Annotated in this window: 17 protein-coding genes and 2 pseudogenes; 7 read left to right on the top strand and 12 right to left on the bottom strand. The window is 55.2% G+C overall.

All coding sequences use genetic code 11. From position 1 onward, the window contains the following. The first annotated feature begins 322 nt into the window (after window positions 1-322). Complete coding sequence (locus AC6CHM_RS22695; protein ID WP_498175166.1) at window positions 323-544, top strand: Y4oE-related protein; 222 nt, start codon at window positions 323-325, stop codon at window positions 542-544. Window positions 545-593: 49 nt separating this feature from the next. Here the strand turns inward: AC6CHM_RS22695 and AC6CHM_RS22700 are convergent, their stop codons facing one another. Together AC6CHM_RS22700 and AC6CHM_RS22705 are read right to left on the bottom strand one after the other, a co-directional pair. Next, window positions 594-851: a helix-turn-helix domain-containing protein gene (locus AC6CHM_RS22700; protein ID WP_498175168.1), complete on the bottom strand. Its 258-nt coding sequence runs from the start codon at window positions 849-851 to the stop codon at window positions 594-596. Window positions 852-916: 65 nt separating this feature from the next. Continuing rightward, window positions 917-1,474 carry a hypothetical protein gene (locus AC6CHM_RS22705; protein WP_498175334.1) on the bottom strand — a complete coding sequence of 186 codons (558 nt, stop codon included), beginning with the start codon at window positions 1,472-1,474 and terminating at the stop codon, window positions 917-919. Window positions 1,475-1,757: 283 nt separating this feature from the next. On the opposite strand from AC6CHM_RS22705, the gene AC6CHM_RS22710 reads away from it, so the two are divergent. From AC6CHM_RS22710 to AC6CHM_RS22735, 6 genes and pseudogenes are all read left to right on the top strand, one after another. After that, window positions 1,758-2,084 carry a hypothetical protein gene (locus AC6CHM_RS22710; RefSeq protein ID WP_498175171.1) on the top strand — a complete coding sequence of 109 codons (327 nt, stop codon included), beginning with the start codon at window positions 1,758-1,760 and terminating at the stop codon, window positions 2,082-2,084. Window positions 2,085-2,086: 2 nt separating this feature from the next. Next, window positions 2,087-2,455, top strand: a complete 369-nt coding sequence (locus tag AC6CHM_RS22715; RefSeq protein ID WP_498175173.1) for a siderophore-interacting protein — start codon at window positions 2,087-2,089, stop codon at window positions 2,453-2,455. Further along, window positions 2,424-2,501, top strand: coding sequence for a hypothetical protein (locus tag AC6CHM_RS22720; RefSeq protein ID WP_498175336.1), 78 nt, complete (start codon window positions 2,424-2,426; stop codon window positions 2,499-2,501). Before AC6CHM_RS22715 ends, AC6CHM_RS22720 begins: the two co-directional genes overlap by 32 nt. 366 nt (window positions 2,502-2,867) lie before the next feature. After that, on the top strand, window positions 2,868-3,164 hold the full coding sequence (locus tag AC6CHM_RS22725) for a hypothetical protein (RefSeq protein ID WP_498175175.1): 297 nt from the start codon (window positions 2,868-2,870) through the stop codon (window positions 3,162-3,164). Between the two features lie 433 nt (window positions 3,165-3,597). Continuing rightward, on the top strand, window positions 3,598-4,344 hold the full coding sequence (locus tag AC6CHM_RS22730; protein ID WP_498175177.1) for a glyoxalase superfamily protein: 747 nt from the start codon (window positions 3,598-3,600) through the stop codon (window positions 4,342-4,344). Window positions 4,345-4,551: 207 nt separating this feature from the next. Then, window positions 4,552-6,193 (top strand): annotated as a pseudogene (locus AC6CHM_RS22735) (IS66 family transposase). Between the two features lie 327 nt (window positions 6,194-6,520). Here the strand turns inward: AC6CHM_RS22735 and AC6CHM_RS22740 are convergent. The 10 genes and pseudogenes from AC6CHM_RS22740 to AC6CHM_RS22785 all read right to left on the bottom strand — a co-directional run bounded on the left by AC6CHM_RS22740 (window position 6,521) and on the right by AC6CHM_RS22785 (window position 20,570). After that, complete coding sequence (locus AC6CHM_RS22740; protein WP_498175179.1) at window positions 6,521-7,528, bottom strand: hypothetical protein; 1,008 nt, start codon at window positions 7,526-7,528, stop codon at window positions 6,521-6,523. 151 nt (window positions 7,529-7,679) lie between these two features. Beyond that, window positions 7,680-9,307, bottom strand: a pseudogene (locus tag AC6CHM_RS22745) (IS66 family transposase). 330 nt (window positions 9,308-9,637) lie between these two features. Next, window positions 9,638-10,948, bottom strand: a complete 1,311-nt coding sequence (gene repC / locus AC6CHM_RS22750; RefSeq protein ID WP_498175181.1) for a plasmid replication protein RepC — start codon at window positions 10,946-10,948, stop codon at window positions 9,638-9,640. Window positions 10,949-11,131: 183 nt separating this feature from the next. After that, a complete protein-coding gene (gene repB, locus AC6CHM_RS22755; protein WP_498175183.1) occupies window positions 11,132-12,181 on the bottom strand; it encodes a plasmid partitioning protein RepB in 1,050 nt (349 codons plus the stop codon). Then, on the bottom strand, window positions 12,178-13,392 hold the full coding sequence (gene repA / locus AC6CHM_RS22760; protein ID WP_498175185.1) for a plasmid partitioning protein RepA: 1,215 nt from the start codon (window positions 13,390-13,392) through the stop codon (window positions 12,178-12,180). The genes repB and repA overlap by 4 nt, the downstream gene beginning before the upstream one ends. A gap of 1,819 nt (window positions 13,393-15,211) precedes the next feature. After that, entirely contained in the window at window positions 15,212-15,976 is a 765-nt protein-coding gene (locus AC6CHM_RS22765; protein ID WP_498175187.1) for a transposase, read from the bottom strand. Window positions 15,977-16,377: 401 nt separating this feature from the next. Beyond that, window positions 16,378-17,829: an APC family permease gene (locus AC6CHM_RS22770; protein WP_498175189.1), complete on the bottom strand. Its 1,452-nt coding sequence runs from the start codon at window positions 17,827-17,829 to the stop codon at window positions 16,378-16,380. Window positions 17,830-17,904: 75 nt separating this feature from the next. Further along, window positions 17,905-18,948 carry a heme-dependent oxidative N-demethylase family protein gene (locus tag AC6CHM_RS22775; RefSeq protein WP_498175191.1) on the bottom strand — a complete coding sequence of 348 codons (1,044 nt, stop codon included), beginning with the start codon at window positions 18,946-18,948 and terminating at the stop codon, window positions 17,905-17,907. 31 nt (window positions 18,949-18,979) lie between these two features. Next, on the bottom strand, window positions 18,980-19,960 hold the full coding sequence (locus tag AC6CHM_RS22780; protein WP_498175193.1) for a PDR/VanB family oxidoreductase: 981 nt from the start codon (window positions 19,958-19,960) through the stop codon (window positions 18,980-18,982). A 10-nt stretch (window positions 19,961-19,970) separates the two neighbouring features. Then, the gene (locus tag AC6CHM_RS22785; protein ID WP_498175195.1) at window positions 19,971-20,570 is read right to left on the bottom strand and encodes a dimethylamine monooxygenase subunit DmmA family protein; all 600 of its coding nucleotides are present in this window, start codon (window positions 20,568-20,570) and stop codon (window positions 19,971-19,973) included. Window positions 20,571-20,607: the final 37 nt, after the last annotated feature.

Genomic DNA, 20,607 nt, shown 5'->3' on the forward strand with positions numbered 1-20,607 from the left:
ATTTTGTTGCAACAAAATATAGCAACAACTTGAATGTGCAAAGGGATAATTTTAAAATGGGCGGTGTTCGGAACAAATACTGCGTGCTTCGCCTGCTTCTCGCCTTCGCCATAACTGAGGCTGGAACATCCTTGCTTCGTTAGCCAAAATTTGAAATGATATCCGGATGGCCACCGCTCGCTCAGCGTTGTACCGCTCGCCTGTTCGACTGCCAGGGACGACACGTAAAGCAGAGAACGTTTCTCTGACGTGACTCACGCCTCGTGATGGAAAACGTCCGGCAACCGACAAAGAATCCTGCCGGCTTTACGCGGAGCGCGACATGGCTGAGGTGAATGATGGAGTATCTGTTTGGGATTACCGAGATTCTGAGAAGGCAATGAAAACCGTCATTTCAGTATACGGTAAAGATGCGAGCATTGCGGCCGCCTGGTGCGCATTGGCCGCCCGTTGCGATGGACGAAGTCGCGATTACCGGTTCTGGGTCGAAATCTTCGAGCGGCTTCAGAACGGGAAGAGTTTGGAGCGTTGTTTAGACGTTTAGGACTGCAGGTCCTTACGCCTCCCCTGCCGGTCATATCAGGCGGGCCAGATCACTGTTTTCTGACATGTCGTGGCTGCATATTGTAACGGCGCTTGAACGCGGTCGCGATATTTGCCGAGCAGGAATATCCGGCGATCAGGCTCGCTTCATAGACGCTGGCTTCTCCGCTTCCCAGGGCCTGGAAGGCCTGTTCCAGACGCAGATTGCGGACATACTCGAAAACGCTGCATCCTTCGCCGATGCCGAACAATCTTTGCAGCCCGCTGGTGCTCGCGCCCGCTGAGCGGTCGATTGTCTCGACGCTCAAGAGTGCCGATAGGCTCGTGGCAATGATCTGCTTGGCGCGCTCCAGTCGGATCCAGTCCTGAAGGGTCAGGTGCCCCTGGCCTGGTCCTGTCGATCACCATTCAGGAGGGCCACCAGGGTCTCGGTGACGATTTCGATGCATCTGCCTTCAAGAAACAGATTGTGCAGCGATGGCATCATTTCCGGCGGCGCCAGTCCCTGCTGTATGATCTGGCGCAGTCGTGGGGTGAGCGGCCACAGATGGTCGGCAAGTTTTTTCTTTTCAGCTGACGCACCAGGCCGCCGACTGCGACCGTCCATGTCGAGCCAGTCCGGCGTGACCGAGACGACCAGATGCCTAACATGCTGCCTGCCATGCGATATCCGCTGAAAGCGCTCTTCACCCGTATTCATAGTTGCTGCGCCTTCGACCGGCTGGCGCTGATCGCCCCTGAACGAGAAATGTCTGTCGCCGACATTCAGTTCCACATGGCCCTCGAGGAAGAAAACGCATGACAGGCCCTCCTTGAGTAGGGAGGTCACCGTAAACGCATGCTCCTCGATCACGTCCCCAGCGTGCACGTCCCCAGCGTGGATATACAGTCCGCGCCGCACTTCCCGGTGAAGGAACCTGCCCCTGATCAGGGTATCGGCGGCGCACGGCCGATCACCCTTGTTTGGAGTTCGCGTCCCGCCATGCCTACGAAATCACCCACGAGCACCCGCTGATTGCCATCTTTCCGCTCAGCCATAGGCAATTGGTCTTCCATTGGTGGTCTTTTCTTCCTTGCCGCCTAGGGACCCGAAACTTTGGCTGCCGCGCAAAGCTTTCTCGCTGTTTCGCAAAGGTCCGAACGTTGTCAGCAGTTCCTCAATATCATACTAACCAGGTTAATCTGAAAATAAAAGTCAAGGCTCGGGGCGCAGAATGACAAGCCCGTCGGATGTACATATCTCGGAAAAGAAAAACAGGAAGTCTCACTCGCGTGCCCGCCGCTATAGAGTCCTTCTCGGATCAACCGTCTTTTATGGCCTGCAGATATTGACAAGTTCCCCTCTCCTCGCCCAGCAGGCCGGCGAAGGCGACAGCATTCCTGCTCAATACTCCGCAATGGCCATCCGTCGGCTCCAGTGGCACGATCCGCTGGGAACAGTCGGACAGGCAGCCGGCACACTAGACATCGACTTCGTCCTGCATGCCGTTGACCGCCCCGGATCTGGTTTTGCAAAAAAACCATCAACGGTCAGAAGGTAGGCGTGCTCGGTCCCGGCGGCGGAGGATTGATTGCCGCGGACTGGTATCTCATGGCTGGAGACGAAACTGCACTACCTGCCATAGCCCGGATGCTCGCCAGCCGGCCCTCCCATGCCCGAGGGATTGCCCTCATCGAAATCGCCGATCCGCAGGAAATGCAGCCTCTTCCCTGCGATGCCGGCATCCAGATCAAATGGCTGTACCCCGATGAGCGCAATGCGGAGGCTGGCCATCTGTTGCTGGACGCGGTTCGAAATATTGCTATCCCAACCGATGGCCCCCTTAATCTATGTCTGGGCGGGCTGCGAATTTGCTGCGTTCCGCAGCATACGCACCTGTCTGCGCAATGTGTGGAATCTGAAAAAGCATGAACATCTGGTCGTCTCATACTGGAGAGAGGACCCAGTGGGGAATTAGAACGTCCTATCAGACTGCTCGACAAGACCGTATTGCCACTGTGCAGCGCTTCTTAAACGCATGCCGGTATGAAAATCCCATGCTTGCATCGCACGAATTAGCGAGTTCCTCCGTGCCAAAAACTGTCGGATCAGTAATCCAGTTGACACCGACGATGCATCAGGCATTCTGAACGTCCATCCTGAATTGTCATCCTCTCATGGGACCAGCGCATTCATAATCGTCATAGCTTTCTGTCGGTCCGAGCCGAAGTTTCAAACCAGAGCGGCATCGTCGCCTGGGCACAATGATCAACGGGCGAGGATAAATATGGGGCGCCGAAGTTTCTTCAGTCGCGTGAAGTACCGGAAAACGGGAATGAAATAAATGATACGCGATGGGATAAATCGCGACCTGATTGAGTTAGCACATGACATTTCGATAAGATCACTGGAAGACAAGTCGAGATTGTTGCTGGAGGCATCCGAGGCAGTCGGATGGGCTTCGAGACTTCTCTTATCCTCTGGTGCAGAACTAGAAGCCTGTGATTTTGCAGTCGAACTTGCTGACTTCGCGCATGGCATAGAGTTTCGATACGATGATGAAACTGCCGCTATATTGCTTGAGGCGGCCCGTACAATCCGGCGTTTGCGACTCATGCTGGGATTAAAGCAAGAGCGATAGCGTAGCGCTGGCGCAAATATTGGTTGGCTTGCACACCGGAGCGATGGTCAGAACTTTATTATTCATCCTTTTGTGCAGGATATCACCAACTTGTTTCATAGCGGGTTGCCTATCTGATCAGCTCTGCCTTGAGTACTGAGTTACCCAAGCGTGGCAGAAGCCAGCGTTGCAAAGAGTAAACGGGGCAGATTTGGTGGTATGATCAAACAGCAGCGACTGCTGCGTGGCTCCTCTGGTTCGCGCAGAGTGGGATGAAAGCGCTTGACGCGAATCAGGTGGCAGTTCAATTTTGAGGGGAAGGTTGATGTTACCGGCCGCTCACACCCGGCAGCGAAGGTGAAAGCATCAGATTGGCCATTAATTTCTCGCGAGAGATCGGTCCGTCAGCAATGTGAGCACTGGCCAGGTGGTCCGATCCATCACGGGAAACACTATGCACATCTATCGAGACGCCAAGAACATGGCGAAGTTACTCGCAGCGATTTTGCGCGAAAGAAGGGTCGATATCTCGCACGGCGAAGCTTTGGACATCGTTGCGAAGCAATTCGGACTGAACGACTGGAACATGCTTTCCGCTCGCATCAAACAGGCTGCGGCCACCGATGTCAGGCGATTGCAGGCGTTGCAAGGATGGGATTTTGTCGGCGAGCATCCCATGGAGTTCGACTACGGTGTGGAAGACAATGCGCTTGGTTCAGGCCACCGTGCTGCCCTTATCCGCTATAAGGGAACTAGGCCCACTCGCTACAGGGACATAAAGTGGGTCTTTGGTACCCTTGCTCAAACAGTGTCAGCCATGCCGTATCGTGGAAAGCGTCTCGAGATTTGCTCCAGGATTACCACTGAACGGGTATCACATGGAGCGACGATCTGGGTCCGAGTCGACAGGCCCCCCGGTAATATACTTGTGTTCGACAATCTAAAAGATTCATCCGATCAAGATTGGCTCTTTGGTGACAATAGCTGGACCCGGCGAAAGATTGTCATCGACGTGCCGGAAGATGGTGTCTCAATGCAATTCGGTTTTTTCCTCAAGGGCACCGGCACAGTTTGGTCCCGGCGATTTGCTCTGTCCGATGCGGCCGAAAACAAACAGCTCACCGGACAGGCGTACCAGGTGTCCGCTCAAAGCGCTGTCTGGCTTTCACCAACCAATCTCGACTTTTCAAAGGTGGTTTGATCTAGTTCTTTAACAGCTGGTGGCGAGCGAGACCTTTCTCGCTCACCTTTCACTCAAGTGAAATCTCACATTTGGTCGAGCGCAAACGTTGGGATCCATAAGGTTCCTACGTAACGAGCCGCCGGGAGTCGTGCATGAGACCTTGTTCGGAGAGTGATTGTTGGCTTGGGGATTCCCGTTTGGCGCAAATTATGATTCCTTGTCGTCATGAAGAAGAAGCTGCCCCTGCTCGAGCATGCGGATACGCTGTCGCTCAATGCGCTGCGCAATCTTGTGTCCGGCTTGCCGCGACTGTTCAGGCGAGCGAGGCCCGGCTTGAGAGGCTGGAGGCAGAAAACAAATCTCTTCGCGAAGAGAACACGCAACTTCATCTGGAAAGCACACACCTGAAGGCCGACAACCAACTTTTGCGTGATGAGATCGCACGGCTGAAGAACATGCCGCCCCGGCCGCCCTTTCGACCTTCGGGCATGGAGAAGGCGACGGATAAGAAGAAGCCGCGTGGCCCGAAGCAGGATGTGAAGCGGGTGAGCGGGAGGAGATTGTGCGCGCCGATGTTCCGGACGGTTCGCGGTTTAAAGGCTACAAGAGCTGCTTCGTACGCGAACTGGTTTTGCAAGCCGAGCTGTTTCATTACCGGCGCGAATGCTGGGTAACGCCGGATGGAAAGACGGTTATTGCGCCACTGCCTGCCGGGGTCATGGGTGGCTATGGTGCGAATCTGCTTCGGCTTTGTCTGATGTTGCATGCGCAGGGGCAGGTAACAACCGAACGACTGACGACATTCTCAATGACATCGGTATCGAGATCTCGAAGGTCAGGTTGTGCGTCGGCTGACAAAGGATCTGGATGGATTTGTTGCAGAGGATGCAGCCGTTCTGCATGCCGGGCTTGTGTCGGCCCCGTTCGTTACGGTCGATGATACCGGCGCACGCCATGCCCATGATAATTTCTACACGACACAGATCGGTGGAGAGCATTCTACCGCCTTCCGCACTGCGAAATCAAAGTCACGCCTGAATTTCCTGTCACTGCTGCGCGGCAACTATCAGGATTATGTCCTCAATGATGCTGCATTCGCGTATCTGGAGCAGCGCAAAGCCGACCCAGCCCTTGTTGCGGATCTATGGTCACGTGCGCCGCAACACTTCGCCTCGCAGGCTGCATTTCTTGAGTGTCTGGTTGGCAAAGGGCATTGATATTTTCGACAGGCCCTTGATACGGCTTGGGGGTGAGGCAGGCATTTGGGGAGCTATCCGCCACCATGGCCTTTTGGGCAATACGGTTATCGTTTCCGACGATGCCGGTCAGTTCCGTGTCCGCCAATCATGCGCTGTGCTGGATTCATGCAGAACGACTTATTCACAAGCTGATGCCGGCAACACCACGTCAGGTGAGCCAGGTGGATGCAATTCGCGATCTGGTCTGGTGTTTCTACAAGACACTCAAAGCCTTCAGGCTCAAGCGCTCCCCCGGTCTGATCGATGCCATCCGGCAACATTTTGACCACATCTTCTCTATCCGCACAGGCTATGAAGATCTCGACAAGCTTCTGGCGCGACTGCAACGGCGCAAAGACGCGTTGCTCAAGGTCCTCACGCATCCGGAGGTTTCCCTTCATACAAACGCATCCGAGAACGATCTGCGCAGCTTTGTCACCAAGCGCAAAATCTCCGGTGGTACCATGAGCCGCGATGGCCGTGTCGCACGCGACACCATGCTGGGCTTGATGAAGACCTGCAAAAAGCTTGGCCTTTCGTTCTACCATTATCTGGGTGACCGGTTGGGGATTGCAAACGGTGGTGCTTCCATCCCGCCTTTGGCTGCCCTTGTTCTAGCCAGAGCCTGAAGTCCCCTTATTTCTTCGCTCGCTTCTCAATGGCAGAGTTGCTCCTGCATAAAGGGGGGCTGTCATCCAACTTTTGCAGAGACCGTGCTTTACTGACAAGCAGCAGGCGCAACATCCTTATTGCTCGTAAAACCGTCACTGCCACCAAATATGCCCCGCTTACTTGCAAAGAGTAACCGGACCGAATTCCCGGGCAAGATGGTTCGAAGGGGCGCCGCGATGACATCCACGTACTTGGGTACAGTTACTAACGTTCTTGCCGAGCTTTGGGTGACCTGTTCCAAGGAGATTATCTCATCGGGATTTAAGGGCGGATACGTTCCCAACCTATTGATCATACCGGATCTTATCATCGGCGCAGTACGGGTACGCTTGATCGTCAGCACTATTAGCCCCGACAATATAGATCAGAAGATCGCACATGCGCTTGGGAGGATGTTCGATCATACCGAACGGTGGCGCCCAACTTTGTACCTTCGTGGTCATCAATTGCCTGAGCGGCGCGAGATGCATCTTGCCGCGTTCGCCGACAAGCGCGAATGCATAGGCTAACTCGTACAGGCGGCGCTTTGTTTTCCAAGGAACGATGCCGTCTTTTGGCAAAGCAGACAAGGTGTCTGCCATCATTCGTTCAATGCGGTCCAGCGCCAATCGGTGACCGGCAGCAGCAGCGATTTGCGCCGCGCTTGTTCCCATAGAGTCATTCGCGGACATTTGTTTATATGCAACGTCGGCATATTCGGCCGATCTGTCACGGAAACCAGCCAGAACGGATCTGGCCAAAGGTCGAATATCTCGATTATCGAAGATTCCGGACTGCTGTGGTGAACCATTGAATGCGGAGCTAGCAATTTCTGTCACGATATAGGGGTCCGGTTTGCTGAATCGGGCCGCCAAATTCAACTCGTACTCAGTCAGTCGTCCCGGATCGAGCATCCTGTATTCGGAAACAAGATGTGCGACCCGATCATATGTACCCTCAGGATCACAGACAGCGACGGTTTCTTCTGTGCTACTTCTAAGAAGGCCAGATCCTAGAAATTGCTTTGCGCCGATGCCCAAGCTGTTTAGTCGCCCTTGAACCACCTCCAGCGTTTGGACGGCAACTGAGAACAACGCCATCTCATCGGCGTTTGGCTCAACACATCGCTCAAAAGGATTCAGCGAGAGCGGAATTGCGTCCCCAAGCTCAATGGCCGGCGCAGGTTTCTGCAAGACGATCGGAGATCCAATGATGAAGCCTGCACCTATCAAGAGTAGCGCGAGAATCAATCGTTGGATGGCGACCTTCATCAAGGTTCTCCTACAAGATTTAGAAACATTAGGTTGCCACACAGCGCTGGTCGCGGTTGCGCTTTGATCGGGTACGTCTAGATATAGCAATAGCCGTTAATGCCCTTTTAAGTCAGGCCGGTCAGTTTTCCTCAAGCCGACGACGCCCCCGGTAACGTCATCGTAACCGGACAGATTTCCAGGCATTGGCGATTCAGACAAATGCGGCGACAAGATCGGCGAGTGGTGGGATCTTTTGATTGGCGGCATTGAAGCTGAGACGATCGCCAATGTATGAATAGAAAGAAACGCCGAGCTTTCTGCAGGTCTTCATCAAGCCAAGCATGACGTCGCGAGCCTGGCGGCCTTTGTCGCTCATGGTGCCGCCGGAGATCTTCCGCTTGATGACACAGGCACGAATGTCGTTCTCGGATGCATTGGTGTGCAGCGGGATGTCCGGCCGGTCCAGAACCTTGAGAAGTTCGGGCTTACGCCGGTGCAAACGCACCAGCAATTGATCCAGATCCGCGAAACCCGTGCGCAAGGTGAATATACGATCAAAGCGTTTGCGGAACGCCTGGGCCGCTCCGGGAGATGGCCTTTCCTTCCACGCCTTCAATGCTTGATAGAAACACCAGATCAGATCACGCACCGTTTCAACGGCTCGAGCTTGTTTTGGCGTTGCCGGCATCAGGTTGTGAACGAGCCGTTCTGCGTGCACCCAACACAATGCATGATTGGGGATGCGGAACTGACCGGCACCGTCGGAGACGACAACGGTCGTTCGCATCAGTCCATGGTGTCGGATCGCGCCCCAGAGTGCACCTTCGCTTAACGCCCGCAGCAGCGCCCTGTCGAAGATATCGATGGTACAGCGTGCCAGATGTTCCAGCCATGCACTCTGCGATGCGAATATCTTCTCCGGGTGGACGGAGAGTTTCTCGATCAACGACGGATCAACCTGACGCCGACGCAAGTAGTCAAGAGCAACCGCATTGATCACGTAGTCTTCATGGCCGGCTCGCAGCAACGATAGGAAGCTCAATCGGGATTTCGACCGGCCTGTTCTGAAGACGGTAAAGCGCTCGCCGCCAATATGGGTTGTTATGCCCTCGCGCCGCGCATGACGGGCACCGGTATCGTCCACCGTGATGAATGGCGCTGTTATCAAGCCTGCTCGCAAGACTGACAGGACTTCTCCTGCAAACATGTCGAGATCCGTGGTCAGGATGCGAACGATCTGGCTCTTCGATATCTCAACGCCAATACCGTTGAGGATGGATGTCAGCCGTTCCGTCGTCACCTGACCCTGCGCATGCATGGTCAGACAAAATTGCCGCAGGCCAGGACCGATGCCGCCGGCAATGCCGTCCGGCAAGGGCGCAACAATTGTCTTGCCATCGGAAGTGATCCAGCGCTCGCGCCTGTAACGCACGACTTCTGCCGCAACAACCAGCTCGCGCACCAAGATTGTTTCGTATCCCTTGAAGCGTGACCCTTCCGGCTTGTCCGCCTTGATCACCACTTCGCGGGTCACCTGGTCTCGATCGCGTTTGGCGCCGCAGGCTTGCTCGCGTTCTCCATCCCCGATGGCCGAAACGGCGGTCGGGGCGGCAAATTCTTCAGCCGGGCGATTTCGTCTCGAAGCAATTGGTTATCGAGGCGCAGACCATCGTTTTCAAGTCTCAGTCGTTCATTGTAGTCACGTAGGCTCTGGTTCTCGACGCGCAGCGCTCCGACGTCCGCTTCGAGCTCGTGCATCTTGCCGACCAAACCCGCAACCAGCCGGCGCATGGCGCCGAGCGACAACGTCTCAACAGAATCAACAGATGGCAGCTTCATGCCACCTTGAATCAGAATTCGCTGCGCTTGAAAATCTATCTGCCCGGGAATCTGGTCCGGTTACTTGCAAAGAATTGAACCGGATGGTCTAACAGACAGTCATAAGCCATTTCCACATATAGTCCTTTTTTCGTATACCGAAGTGATAAGGCTATTTGCTTCCGTTGCATGTCTTACAAATTTTTTGGATACACGCCTTTTGACCGAAGCAGTAGTTGCCAAGCGCAAGCTTCGCGCAGTCTGCCCCGAGCATTTTCCCCCTGTCCACTTCCCCTGTACGCAGGTGCGTATTCCAACGTCTAAGTTTGCCGACGGGGCGGAGGGCGAACGTCATGACCACCATTTCGGCTTCTCCAGACTTTTCAGTAGCGATGCGGATACCTCCACCCTCTCGCAGTATTCCGGTTCTGCCGTAGTCTGTGCTTGCGATCTCATGCCTTCGTCCATCCGAGCGCTCAACAGGGCCGTGATCATCGGCCAGGGAGAAAATTTTCCCTCACGGGCCCGTTCCGTCAGGCTTCGCAAATACCCTCCGGAGTTGTTGATCTGCTCCGCACGCTGATAGATCGCCGCGAGGGTGATTGCCGCCTGAACCTTACCCATAACCTCGCAGGCGTCTTTCCAGGCACTTGGACTGACGCCGAGCATGGATCTGATTATTTCTGCGGCACTCATAAAATCGTGCCAATGTCGAATTTCTCCATTCTGCCCCAGTTCACGCAGGTTTTGGCAAGCGTCCAACACGACACCCAATGGCAAATCGCGTTTTGGCAAACTTTCCAGGTTGTGACAGTTTGGATGGCTGCCACTTGTTTCATTCTTTTTCCGAGCTGTTTTTTTTAACTCACAAATGTTTTCGGGATTTGTACTCTTTATGTGACGCTCAGAATGAGACTCATTGGCGCTCGATTTGCGTGTTTTTGCGAAAGATTCCAACAGCTCCCGGGTTTCAGCATAAAGCTTGTGGAGATCGGCACAAACATCCTCGAGCAGCTGTCTTGGAGCCGTCCTAGGGAGCCTAGAGATAATCGACTGATAGGTCTGCAGTACACTGGCCCAATCGCCTGGCACCTTCTCTTCTGTCCCGACGTCGATCAACTTAACAAGATCGCGACGGAGCAGCGTTAGGCGTTCTCGCGCAACACGGAAGGCTTTTTTTTCGGACTGCACGGTTTCTGCTATTGCCTTGAACTCCGTAGCGCGGGCGATAATCGGCGACAAATCAAAGCCATAGGCCTGCTCTATCTCTCCTCCTCGGCCTCTACGGGCGAAGCGCTTGCCGTTTGGACTGTCCCTACGAATAATCAGACCACAGTCGACCAAGACGGCCAGATGACGTCTAAGTGTTGCGGGAGAGATGCCGTTTGCCCGTGCCATGAGTTGCTCGTTTGACGGCCAGACGACGAGCTCTTCCTGGACAGACAACTCTGTCTCTCGATGGAATGAGAGCAAAGCGTTGAGGATGGCGAGCGAACGGTCAGTCGCGCCCAGCAGTTGTCGGCCCTCCCGGATATTCTGGAATACTTGCCATTTATTGGCAAGCGTCGCCTTCGGTATTGCTCTTGCCTTTGCTTGACTTGCAATCTGGTCAAGCGTCACCGGCCGCCGCCCAAAGGGCGTCGTTGAAATATATGTCTGCATTGTCCTTCACCTATCGCTAGGCAAAAGAAATCTGCGCGCCAAAACGACACTTTCCCTCACGGGACTCTTGACTGTGATTCGCGGAAGTGCGATTCTCTGGGTGCTAACTTGGAGAAGGGCTTCCGGACGTTGTTTCGGGGGCCTTTTTCTTTTGCTGTGTGTTACTCCTATTTCCTGAATCCCTTACCCTGCCTGTCGTTTACTCAGATACTCTTCGAACAGGCGAGGAAGCTCGTTTGTCACAAACTCCGCAAACTCCGGAGATGCACGGCGGTCCACCATGAGGGTGACCTTTTGTTTTGATTGGACAAGCTGGCCGATTTCATCTCCACTAGAGGAGAGAAGCGCTTCTGTACCCTTGGTCAGGGGCATGTCCTTGAGTGACTTAGCAACAGCGTCGAACCGCTCTTTCGATGAAAGCAAGTTGAAATCCGGAGCTATGGTACGATTTCGAGCCTTGTCGATGCTGCGTTCGTCAGCGTACAGGCCATCGGCGAGAGCAATCCAGCTGCGTCGCCCTATGCCGTGCGCCGGGCCGATAGCATCGATCAGATCAGCCGGAATCTTCGCGGCAACAGAGAGCATGTTGGATAGATCGCTTTTGTAAACGGAAAGCGACGACATGATGATGTCCCTTGGAAATTGCTGCTCGAGCCTTTGCGCAAACCGGGCCTTTTCGATGTATGAAAGATCTTGGCGTTCATTATTCTCCTGGCCCTGGGCCACGACCAGTTCCTGATCGCTCAAGGGCCGAACGATTGCCTTAACGGGAATGGCGAGCTGGATAGCTGCTCGCAAACGCCGGTGTCCGAACGCAACTTGATACTTTCCGGGTTTTTCGGGATGCGGACGCACAAGGATCGGGACCTGCTGTCCCTCCCTTTTAATCGCGTCGACGAAGCTTCTAAAAGCATCATCTTCGGTTGGCATGCGATCTGGAATGAACGACGGTTCTACCGTGCCGACATCGAGCTCGATTATGGTCTGTCCGGAGGCGAGCTTTTTCTCTATATCTTCAGCGCGCTTGGTGCGCTCCGTCAGCTCGCCGAGTGACTGCCCTAACGCGCCAACCGGAGTGCGATCACCATCGTTGATCAGATCAGGCGACCCGAGGAGCGGTCGTATCCGGGATGGCCGCCGAGGCGCTTCGAGCCCACTGTCGCTATCGGACTTTTCCGGTGCTACCTCAGAGATTGACGGGACTAGATTGGCGAAAATCTGTTTGCGGCTCATGAGGTCCTCCCCCACGCCCTTCTTATGAGCGTCTCGATTTCATCATTGACACTTTCGATTGATTCGATCGCGCGATCGTAGGTCGAGCGCGTAAACTGGCTGCGTTCGACCTCAAATATGGTTTGGTTTGTAAGACCGGCGTCGGAGATTGCAGTGCTCTTCAGCATTGGATGGTTCAACACATGATCCCCAAATATCGAACGAAGGAATGCGACCATTTGATTTTGGGGTCCGTCGCTGGGCTCGAAGCGAGTCACGAGGTATTTCATCCACAAATAATGCGACGATGCACCCGCCCTGCTTATCTCATCGAGCAGATCGCCGGTCATCGCCAGGAATTGATTCATCGACATGACGTCGAGCATTTGTGGATGAACGGTGATCAAGACAGAGGTTGCGGCCGTCAACGCCGACATGGTGAGAAAGCCCAGCTGCGGCGGACAATCGATGACCACGACGTCATAAAGTTTCTGCACTTGCGAAAGAGCTTGGCCAATGCGGGCAAAGAACAGTGTATCGCCCGACGCGCGATTCATAAGCGCCTTCGGGGTATCATGCTCGAATTCCATGAGCTCAAGGTTGCCAGGGATCAGATGCAAATCCGGAATATAGGTGGCGCGTACGATCTCGGCGACGGGCCGTTTTTCCGCGTCATATCGGATCGCTCCGTAAAGAGTTTCGTTGGGGCCAACGTCAAGCTCGGGTTGATGTCCAAACAGCGCAGACAAGCTTGCCTGCGGATCGAGATCGACTGCAAGGACACGATAACCTCTCAGAGCAAGATACTGTGCCAGATGGGCTGCGGTGGTAGTTTTTCCGGAGCCTCCCTTAAAATTCATAACAGTGATGACCTGAAGCTGCTCGCCCTCTGTCCTCCAGGGGACATAACGGCGATTCCCGCGAGCGCCGGAATCGAGGAATTTTCTTATTTCGTGAATCGCATCGACCGAATATGAGCGTCTGCCTCCACTTGACAGGGTGGAAACATCGGGCATTTCTGCCGCAACCTGCCGGAGGTAGCCTTCAGTGATTCCGATGAGCCTGGCTGCTTCTGAGGGCGAGAAATGTCGAATGCTCTTTTCCGCGTTGGGCGAAAAGGTGGTGAGATGGTGAGCCTGTAATTGTGAGGCCAGAGCAGCTGAATGACGTTGAATGAGCGTCTTGAGCTGGTCTGCTGGGTCGTCGATAACTGCTGTGGCTGGAATTCCCATCGAATTCTTCCATTAGGTAGTTGCGGAAATGTGTCGAGACTGCGCAATTTTCCGCAGATAGGGAGCACTATGCCCGATTCGTTCCGATGTGCAACAGGATTAGGCGCGGACATATCCCAACTGAAGTGGCTGCCTCAGGAATCTTGCAGTTAGCCGCGGCTAACTCTACGGATACTTCTGGGGGCGATCACAAGGCTGCGGAGGGGTGTGTTGACGGCTAGAAGCCTGGCGCAATTGTTCTGCCTCGCCGGCTTCCACTCAATTCCCTGTACAGTCGATTGCGCTCAATGGGTCCGGCAATGCCAGGCGCACAAGATCGCTGGCAATGCACATCGTAGTGGAGGCAAGCCTCCTATGCCATGACCAATTTAGCCGCTAGAGAGTCGGCACGTTGTTCATGGAACGCCATCGGCCCCCTGCGTGTCGAATGCGAACCTTGTTGTATAGGCGAATGCGCAAGATCGGAACAGATGTTGTGTCTCGTCGTTCTTGAGTGTTGTCAGGGCGAAGCAGCGCGCCATGTCGAAGGCTGCACCTCCACTGCAGGCCGATGATCTACGACTTGCTATGAGAGGCGCCTCGACAACGTTTGACGCTTGTTACGGGGGGCTGGCGCAGGATGGTAGCAAAGGGAATCTCCGACGAACTGGGGTTTGTCATAACCTCCAAATGAAATTGACCAGCGAGAACTCTGCCATATGAGCAAAATCATCTGGAAGTTCGTTGGGGCCTTGGTGTCTCAGCATAAGAGATGGAGGAGACCGCCTTGCATCCTGGACAAATGCATTGCCAGAAGAGACACGCCAAGCGTTGGGATTCGTGGTGTTTGCTGGCCTCTAACGGGTCGCTAAAAAGTCTGCGCTACCGCTGGCGCGTTTTTAAAAGGCCGTTTCGTGGTTCTGGGCGAGGGCTGGGACCAAATGCCTCTTAAGACAACGCGCTTAAAGGGAAATGCCAAGAGCCTTTTGTTGGCGGTTTTTGAAACATGCGCTATAAAAGCTCGATTGTGTTTGTGCTAACTGCTTGCTCCTTTGTCAGTCAACCTTGTCAGATGATCACATTTGCCATCCTTAGAAGAATATGTTGGCGGTGTGAAAAAGCGGCAAGACGGATCTTCGCTCGTGCGAAGATTTCACGGTAGTCCACGGGAAGATGCGATTCGAAGACGCGTCATCTTTCTGATCAGAGGCGAAACGCGACATGCGTTATTTTGTACGGGTTAGGCCATCAAATGATCTCCCGCCAAGACCGTCCACCAATTTAGTGATTGACAAGGCTCCAGGTGGATGGCCAAATCGGTTCCGGTCGGTACTTCAATGGCCGACCGTCGTGGCTGTTCAACAGATCTGGATCGACGAGAAGGTCAATAGCATGATAACCATCATCCGTGATTGGATATCGTCGGGCTAGAGGATCAGTCTTAGAATTTGATCTGAAGATTAGGCGGAGACGGGTGGTCCTTGATACGCTGCAAGGTTTGGCGCTGTAGGGTTAGTGCCCCGCCAGAAAGGGTCATGACGGAAGAGAACCGTCTATTAACTTCCGTATTCCAAATTAAAGTCCATAATAACAGGCGGCTACCATGTGACCGCGGAAGACCTTCCGGCACTATAACAAAATATACCTTATCGCTTTTTTCTTTATGCCTGCAATTCGAAAGTTGTCGCGGCAGTTCCCATGAAGTGTTGGTGCTGCCAGGAATTCTTCATCCCGATCAATGGAATAAAGGTGGACTGCAACTGGACCCGTTGGCGATGGTGCAAAGAACTAAGGTTACGCTCAAATGGTCAAGGGCGGGCCGCCGAGCCTTTCGCAACGCTCATGGAATACTGCTGACATCTCGGCGAGAGCGAACGCTAAGGTCAAATAAAAAAGAGGCTGGAAGGGGACGATGAATACAAGGCCACTGCGGTATGGTTCCCGATTGGTAGCGACGGGGTGTCAGACCGATCCAGGCAGCGGCAGTGCGTCCCGAACTAAACACCGACGGATCACCAATTGCACCCACGAAACCGACTGCCGTCAGGTAGCCAACTCCAGGGACTGTCATCAACAATCGGCATCGTGAATCCGCTCGAACGATGGCTCGAATAGCTTGTTCATGGCGAGCGACCTGTACCCGAGTGGGCCGCCAAGCTTCAAGCAAGGCCCACACGATGACATTGAGATCAGCTCGACCCGAAAGATGTGTGACTACTCTCTGTTCAAATGCCTTGGCTCCACCATTACCAGTGCCAGTGGCTAGTGGAAGACCGAATGTGCGTAGTGCCCCATGGATTGCATTGGCCAAACAGAGGGTACAACGTAGCATGGTTGCCCTAGCACGCAACACGGTCCGCTTGCGCATATCCTTCCAGCTCTTGACCCGCACTTCCCGGTAAAGTCCTGTGCGCAATAAATGAGCCAGCCCACGAGCATCATTCGTATCGGTCTTGTTCATGGTCACAGGGAGCGCCGCATGTGCCTGCCGAGCGTCCATGCACGTCATCGGAAATCCGCGCTCCTTCAACTCGTGCCATAACCATGTTGTCCAGCAGCCCGTTTCCAGCCCAACTTTATCGAGATGGACGGAGAACGGTTTCAATGCTTCCGCAATCGCTTCCGGGTTTGTTAGAACCTTCCCTCGTCAAACACACGTCCCCTTGCTATCGGCAATATGGATCGTTGTATCTCTTTTCGAAACGTCCAACGCGGCAAATATGGTCATGGCATCCTCCAATAATGTTGCCATCGCAGTATGCACCAAAACGTGAAGTGAGCGCTGCCGCGGTTACCTTTTGTCTCCACCGAAGGACAAACCCTTGACCAGCAGCGCGCGGCGCTGAAGGCCGCCGGCTGCAAACGCGTGTTCGAGGAAAAGGCATCCGGCGTGTGACGCAGCCCGAGAAGCCATCGGATTTTCTGAGTGGGTTGAATTTCAGTCTGTCACGTGACGGAGTCTCGTTATCGAGCTTTCCGTCACGCCGGCTCAACGGCAAACGAAACCTAGGCAGCGGAGGGCGAAGGCGGCGCAGCCCTGAAGAAGAAAGGGCCGAGAAGCAGACCCAGCAGCACGACAAACGCCGAGGTCAGAAGTACCGCGTAATTCTGGTACCACACGGCGTCTGGCGTGCGCGGCCAGGCGAGATTGATGATTGCGCTGACCCCATAGACCAGTGCGGTCACGTTGATGAGCGCGCCCCATTTGCCGAGATTGAAGGCGCCAGCAGGCTTCCAGCCGCCGAGGCGGGCAAACATCGCGCCTGCCACCACGAGCTGGAAGGCGATGTATATGCCCACCGCCGCGAATGCGATGACCACCGCAACCGCGTTGGCAAGGAGATACCCGCCGACCGCGATGATCGCCGGAGCGATGCCGCAGAGCAGCAACGCCACATACGGGACGTGGACGGAGTTGAGCTTGCTCAGCGCTTTCGAGCCTGGCAACATGCCGTCACGTGCGAAGGAGAACAACAGCCGACTTGCTGCCGCCTGTAGGCTGAGCACGCAGGAGAGGAAGGAGATCAACACGACCAGCAGCACCACACGCGCCCCGCCTTCACCGAAATTGGCCGTCAGGATCGTCCAGACCGGGTCGGTATCTTTGCCGGCAATGACCGCACCGATATCTTTGATCGACAGGATCAGTGCCAGGCAGACGAACATCGCAGCCGCGCCGCCAATATAGATCGTAAGCCGCATGGCACGCGGAATGGCGCGCGTCGGATTGGGCACTTCTTCGGCGACATCGCCGCAGGCCTCAAAGCCATAATACTGGAAAATACCGGCGAGCGAGGCGGCCAGGAACGCAGGCAGGTAGCTGCCTTCTCCAACGACGGCGGCGGTATCGAACAACACAGAGAACGGCTGTTCGCGACCGAAGAGAAGCAGCCAACCACCAACGACGACGGCCCCCCCGAGTTCGCAGATAAATCCGATCATCGCCACTTTGGCCAGGACTTTGGTGCCCGCAAGATTGAACAATGTCGACGCAGCAATGATCAGTAGCGCCGTCAGGGTACTGACTTCAGGAGATGGCGAGTAACCGAGCAGCACTGCCAGATAGGGCCCTGCGCCCATGGCGACGCCCGCTACTGTCGTTGCCAGCGCCCATATATAGACCCAGCCGGTAAGCCAGCCATATCGGTCGCCGACCAGCCTCCGCGCCCAGGGATAGACACCCCCGGAAATCGGATATTGCGAGACGATCTCCGCGAAGATCAGGCAAACGAGAAATTGACCCATGCCGATAAACAGGTAGCTCCAGAACATCGGCGCTCCGCCCGTGGCGATGGCAAATGCGAACAGGGTGTAAACCCCTACGACCGGAGAAAGATAGGTGAAACCGAGCGAGAAATTCTCCCACATGCTCATCGTTCGATCAAACGAGGCATTGTAACCGAGCGCCCTGAGCTGAGCGTCGTCGCTGCTTTCCTTGATTGCTTGCTGGCTTGTCATTTTAAACCCCTCTGTTTTGTTTTTGGTTGGTCTTGATTTTTGAGACGAAAGGCAGCGGGCTGCAGCGCAGCCGGATCAGTCCCGGCCGAAACCGGAGGTGGTCGGTTCGCCGTCATCGAATTTCGAAAGATATTCGACCATCGAGGTGTGGTAACGGGTCATTCCCTTGTAATCGGCGAGGTCCTGATGCAACGATTTCATCACGCGGTGCAGGCGGCGCGCCCATTTGGGGTGGGTCACGAGTTCAGAGAGCGGCGCGAGATAGGTGCGGATCGGAAAGACGATGGCGTTGGAGCGCGGCAGCCTGTGCAATGGCTGAAGTTCCACGCGCAGGTGAACCAACTCGCCGGCGTTCTCAGGCGTGACGATGGTGCGGTTTGGACCCCACTCTGGTAACGTTTCTGCTGAAGTTTCGAGACGGGGATGAACAGTAGACGTCCAGTTGAGGCGGCGAACCGGGTGGCCGGTGCGCAGGCGCAGCATGAATTTCAGCGCCTTCTCAAATACGCCGAGCTCGTGGGCGAGCGGAACAGGGCCGTGGAATTCGTACCAGCTCATGCCGAGATCGAAGCGGATCGAATAGTCGGCGCGTTCGGTAGTCATGCCGGCGCCGATGTAAAGCGTGTCATCGCGTTCCTCGAGCAGCACCCAGTCGCCCTGCGCCTGGCGCGAAGCATATTCGAAAGGTTCCATCGGGAGGGTGGACGCATGGCCGAAGGTGAAGGTGTCGCGGATGCCGAGCGGCCGGTTGGTCCAGGTCCAGCGAGCGCCGTCCTTTTCCAGCTTGAAGTGTTCGGGGAAGTCGTGCGCGTAAGATTCGAAGATCAGCTCAAGGACGTCCCACTGCGCCTGCATCATGTGTGGCAGCGAAACGTAGTGCACACCCGGATGCGCGGCGAGCGCCCGCGCCCGCTCGTTACATTCAGCGACATAGTGTTCGTCGATGTCGAAAGCTGAAGCGAAAACGCCATCGCCCACGCGAACATGCGGCTCCAGATTGACAGAATACATGTAATCGTCTTCGGGAAAGGGAAAAGGAAAGCGGCGTTGACCTTCCGGCGAATTGCCAAAACGATAGGGGTCGAGAAAGGATTCTTCGCGGTTAAAAGGTATGTTCACAGCAAGCTCCTTGAAAAAGGCAAAATCGGACTCAGAGGTCGAGGACGACCGTGCCGCCGTCCATGCGGGAAATGCAGGGCATCATGTGGGAATTGCAGGCCTTCACCTCGTCGGACAGCCAGACGTCGTGGTGTTCCAGCCCACCGTGCACTTCAATCACGCGGGTTTCGCATTGGCCGCAGGCGCCACCCCTGCAGAGATAGGGGATAGGAATTTCGTGGGCCTCCAACACTTCGAGGATGCTTGCTTCCGGCGGAACGTCGAGCGTTATACCGCGCCGGACAAGCACGACCTCGAAGGCGACGCCGGACTTCTGTTCGATGAAGTGTTCAAAATGGATGTGGCTTTGCGACCAGCCCAGTGCTGCGGCGACCGAACGTGCGTCTTCGATCATGCCGGAAGGGCCGCAGACATACATGTGGCTGCCGAGCGGGCGTTTGGAGAGAATATCCGCGAAGTCCGGACGACCCTCGTTTCCGCTTAAGGTCACCTTCACACGTTCGCCGTAGAATGCCTGCATCTGGCGGGCAAGGCCCGCATGGGTTTCGTCATGCACGGTCAGATGCACCTGGAAAGCCGCGCCGGCCTGCGCAAGTTCCTCGACCTGCGGGAAGACCGGGGTGATGCCGATGCCGCCAGCCAAGAAGATATGCAGCCGGCCGAGCTTGTGGAGCGGGAAAAGATTGACAGGCGGGCTAATCGAAAGGATTTCGCCCTTGCGGATCGAGTGCAGCCAGCGCGAGCCACCACGGCCACTGTCCATTCGCCGCACGGCGATCCGGTAACTGCTGGTGTCGTAAGGCGAACTCATCAGCGAATAGGCGTTTCGTAGCGGCGTGCCGCCATCGATCGGAATGACGACGGTAACATGGCTGCCACCGGAGAACCCAGGCAGGTGCTGACCATCTGGGCCAATGAGAGTCAGCACCCGGGTATCGGGGGTGACGTCGTCGATTTTCGAGACAGTCACCGGAATGAGGCCAACGGATTGGACGGATGCGATAGCGTTCATTGACATCTCCTCAGCTGTCGAGTTCGCCGTTCTCTGGCAATTCGCCCGGCATTTCGGCATCCGCCTGGACGCCCATGAAGCCACCGAGATGGCGCGAATAGTGGTCGCGCACGATTAAAGACCGGTGGCAGCCGCTGCACTCGAATATCCGGCGGGTGATATTTTCGCTGAAGGTGTCGCAATGGACGCACCAGACCCGGCGTACCAGGCTGCCGCAATGTTCGCGGAGCACCTCGTCGTGGTTGAGATCGAAGCGGGCCGCGACCTTCATGGCGCTGCCGATAAAGCTTTCCGATCCGGCGAGATAGAGCCGCGTTCCCATGAGCGCGCGCTCCAGCCGACATTCGAGATCTCTAATCAGCGCTTTAGTTGTCTCCGATACCTGGATTTCGCTCAAAGTCGTGGCACGGAGATTCACCAGGTGGTTGTGGCTTGTGAAGGACTCTGTCGAATAGAGGACCTCGACAGTATCCGACGGTTTGAATTCCGACAGCAACCGTATCATGGCGCTGCCACCTGATCCCTGGCCGGCAACAAGATGCATGACGCCATCGTCGAACGGCGTGAGCACGTCATATGTGGGGCGACTTTTGATACCAGTGATGAGCAAGGTTCGTTCCTTATATTTTTGCTTGTTCCCAATGCGA

The organism is Phyllobacterium sp. GQ127 (assembly GCF_059758635.1).

Coding starts and splice junctions, on each gene's coding strand:
- AC6CHM_RS22710 (WP_498175171.1), top strand. CDS start 1,758: ATGACAAGCCCGTCGGATGTACATATCTCGGAAAAGAAAAACAGGAAG.
- AC6CHM_RS22730 (WP_498175177.1), top strand. CDS start 3,598: ATGCACATCTATCGAGACGCCAAGAACATGGCGAAGTTACTCGCAGCG.
- AC6CHM_RS22725 (WP_498175175.1), top strand. CDS start 2,868: ATGATACGCGATGGGATAAATCGCGACCTGATTGAGTTAGCACATGAC.
- AC6CHM_RS22695 (WP_498175166.1), top strand. CDS start 323: ATGGCTGAGGTGAATGATGGAGTATCTGTTTGGGATTACCGAGATTCT.
- AC6CHM_RS22770 (WP_498175189.1), bottom strand. CDS start 17,829: ATGACAAGCCAGCAAGCAATCAAGGAAAGCAGCGACGACGCTCAGCTC.
- repB (WP_498175183.1), bottom strand. CDS start 12,181: ATGAGCCGCAAACAGATTTTCGCCAATCTAGTCCCGTCAATCTCTGAG.
- AC6CHM_RS22780 (WP_498175193.1), bottom strand. CDS start 19,960: ATGAACGCTATCGCATCCGTCCAATCCGTTGGCCTCATTCCGGTGACT.
- repA (WP_498175185.1), bottom strand. CDS start 13,392: ATGGGAATTCCAGCCACAGCAGTTATCGACGACCCAGCAGACCAGCTC.
- repC (WP_498175181.1), bottom strand. CDS start 10,948: ATGCAGACATATATTTCAACGACGCCCTTTGGGCGGCGGCCGGTGACG.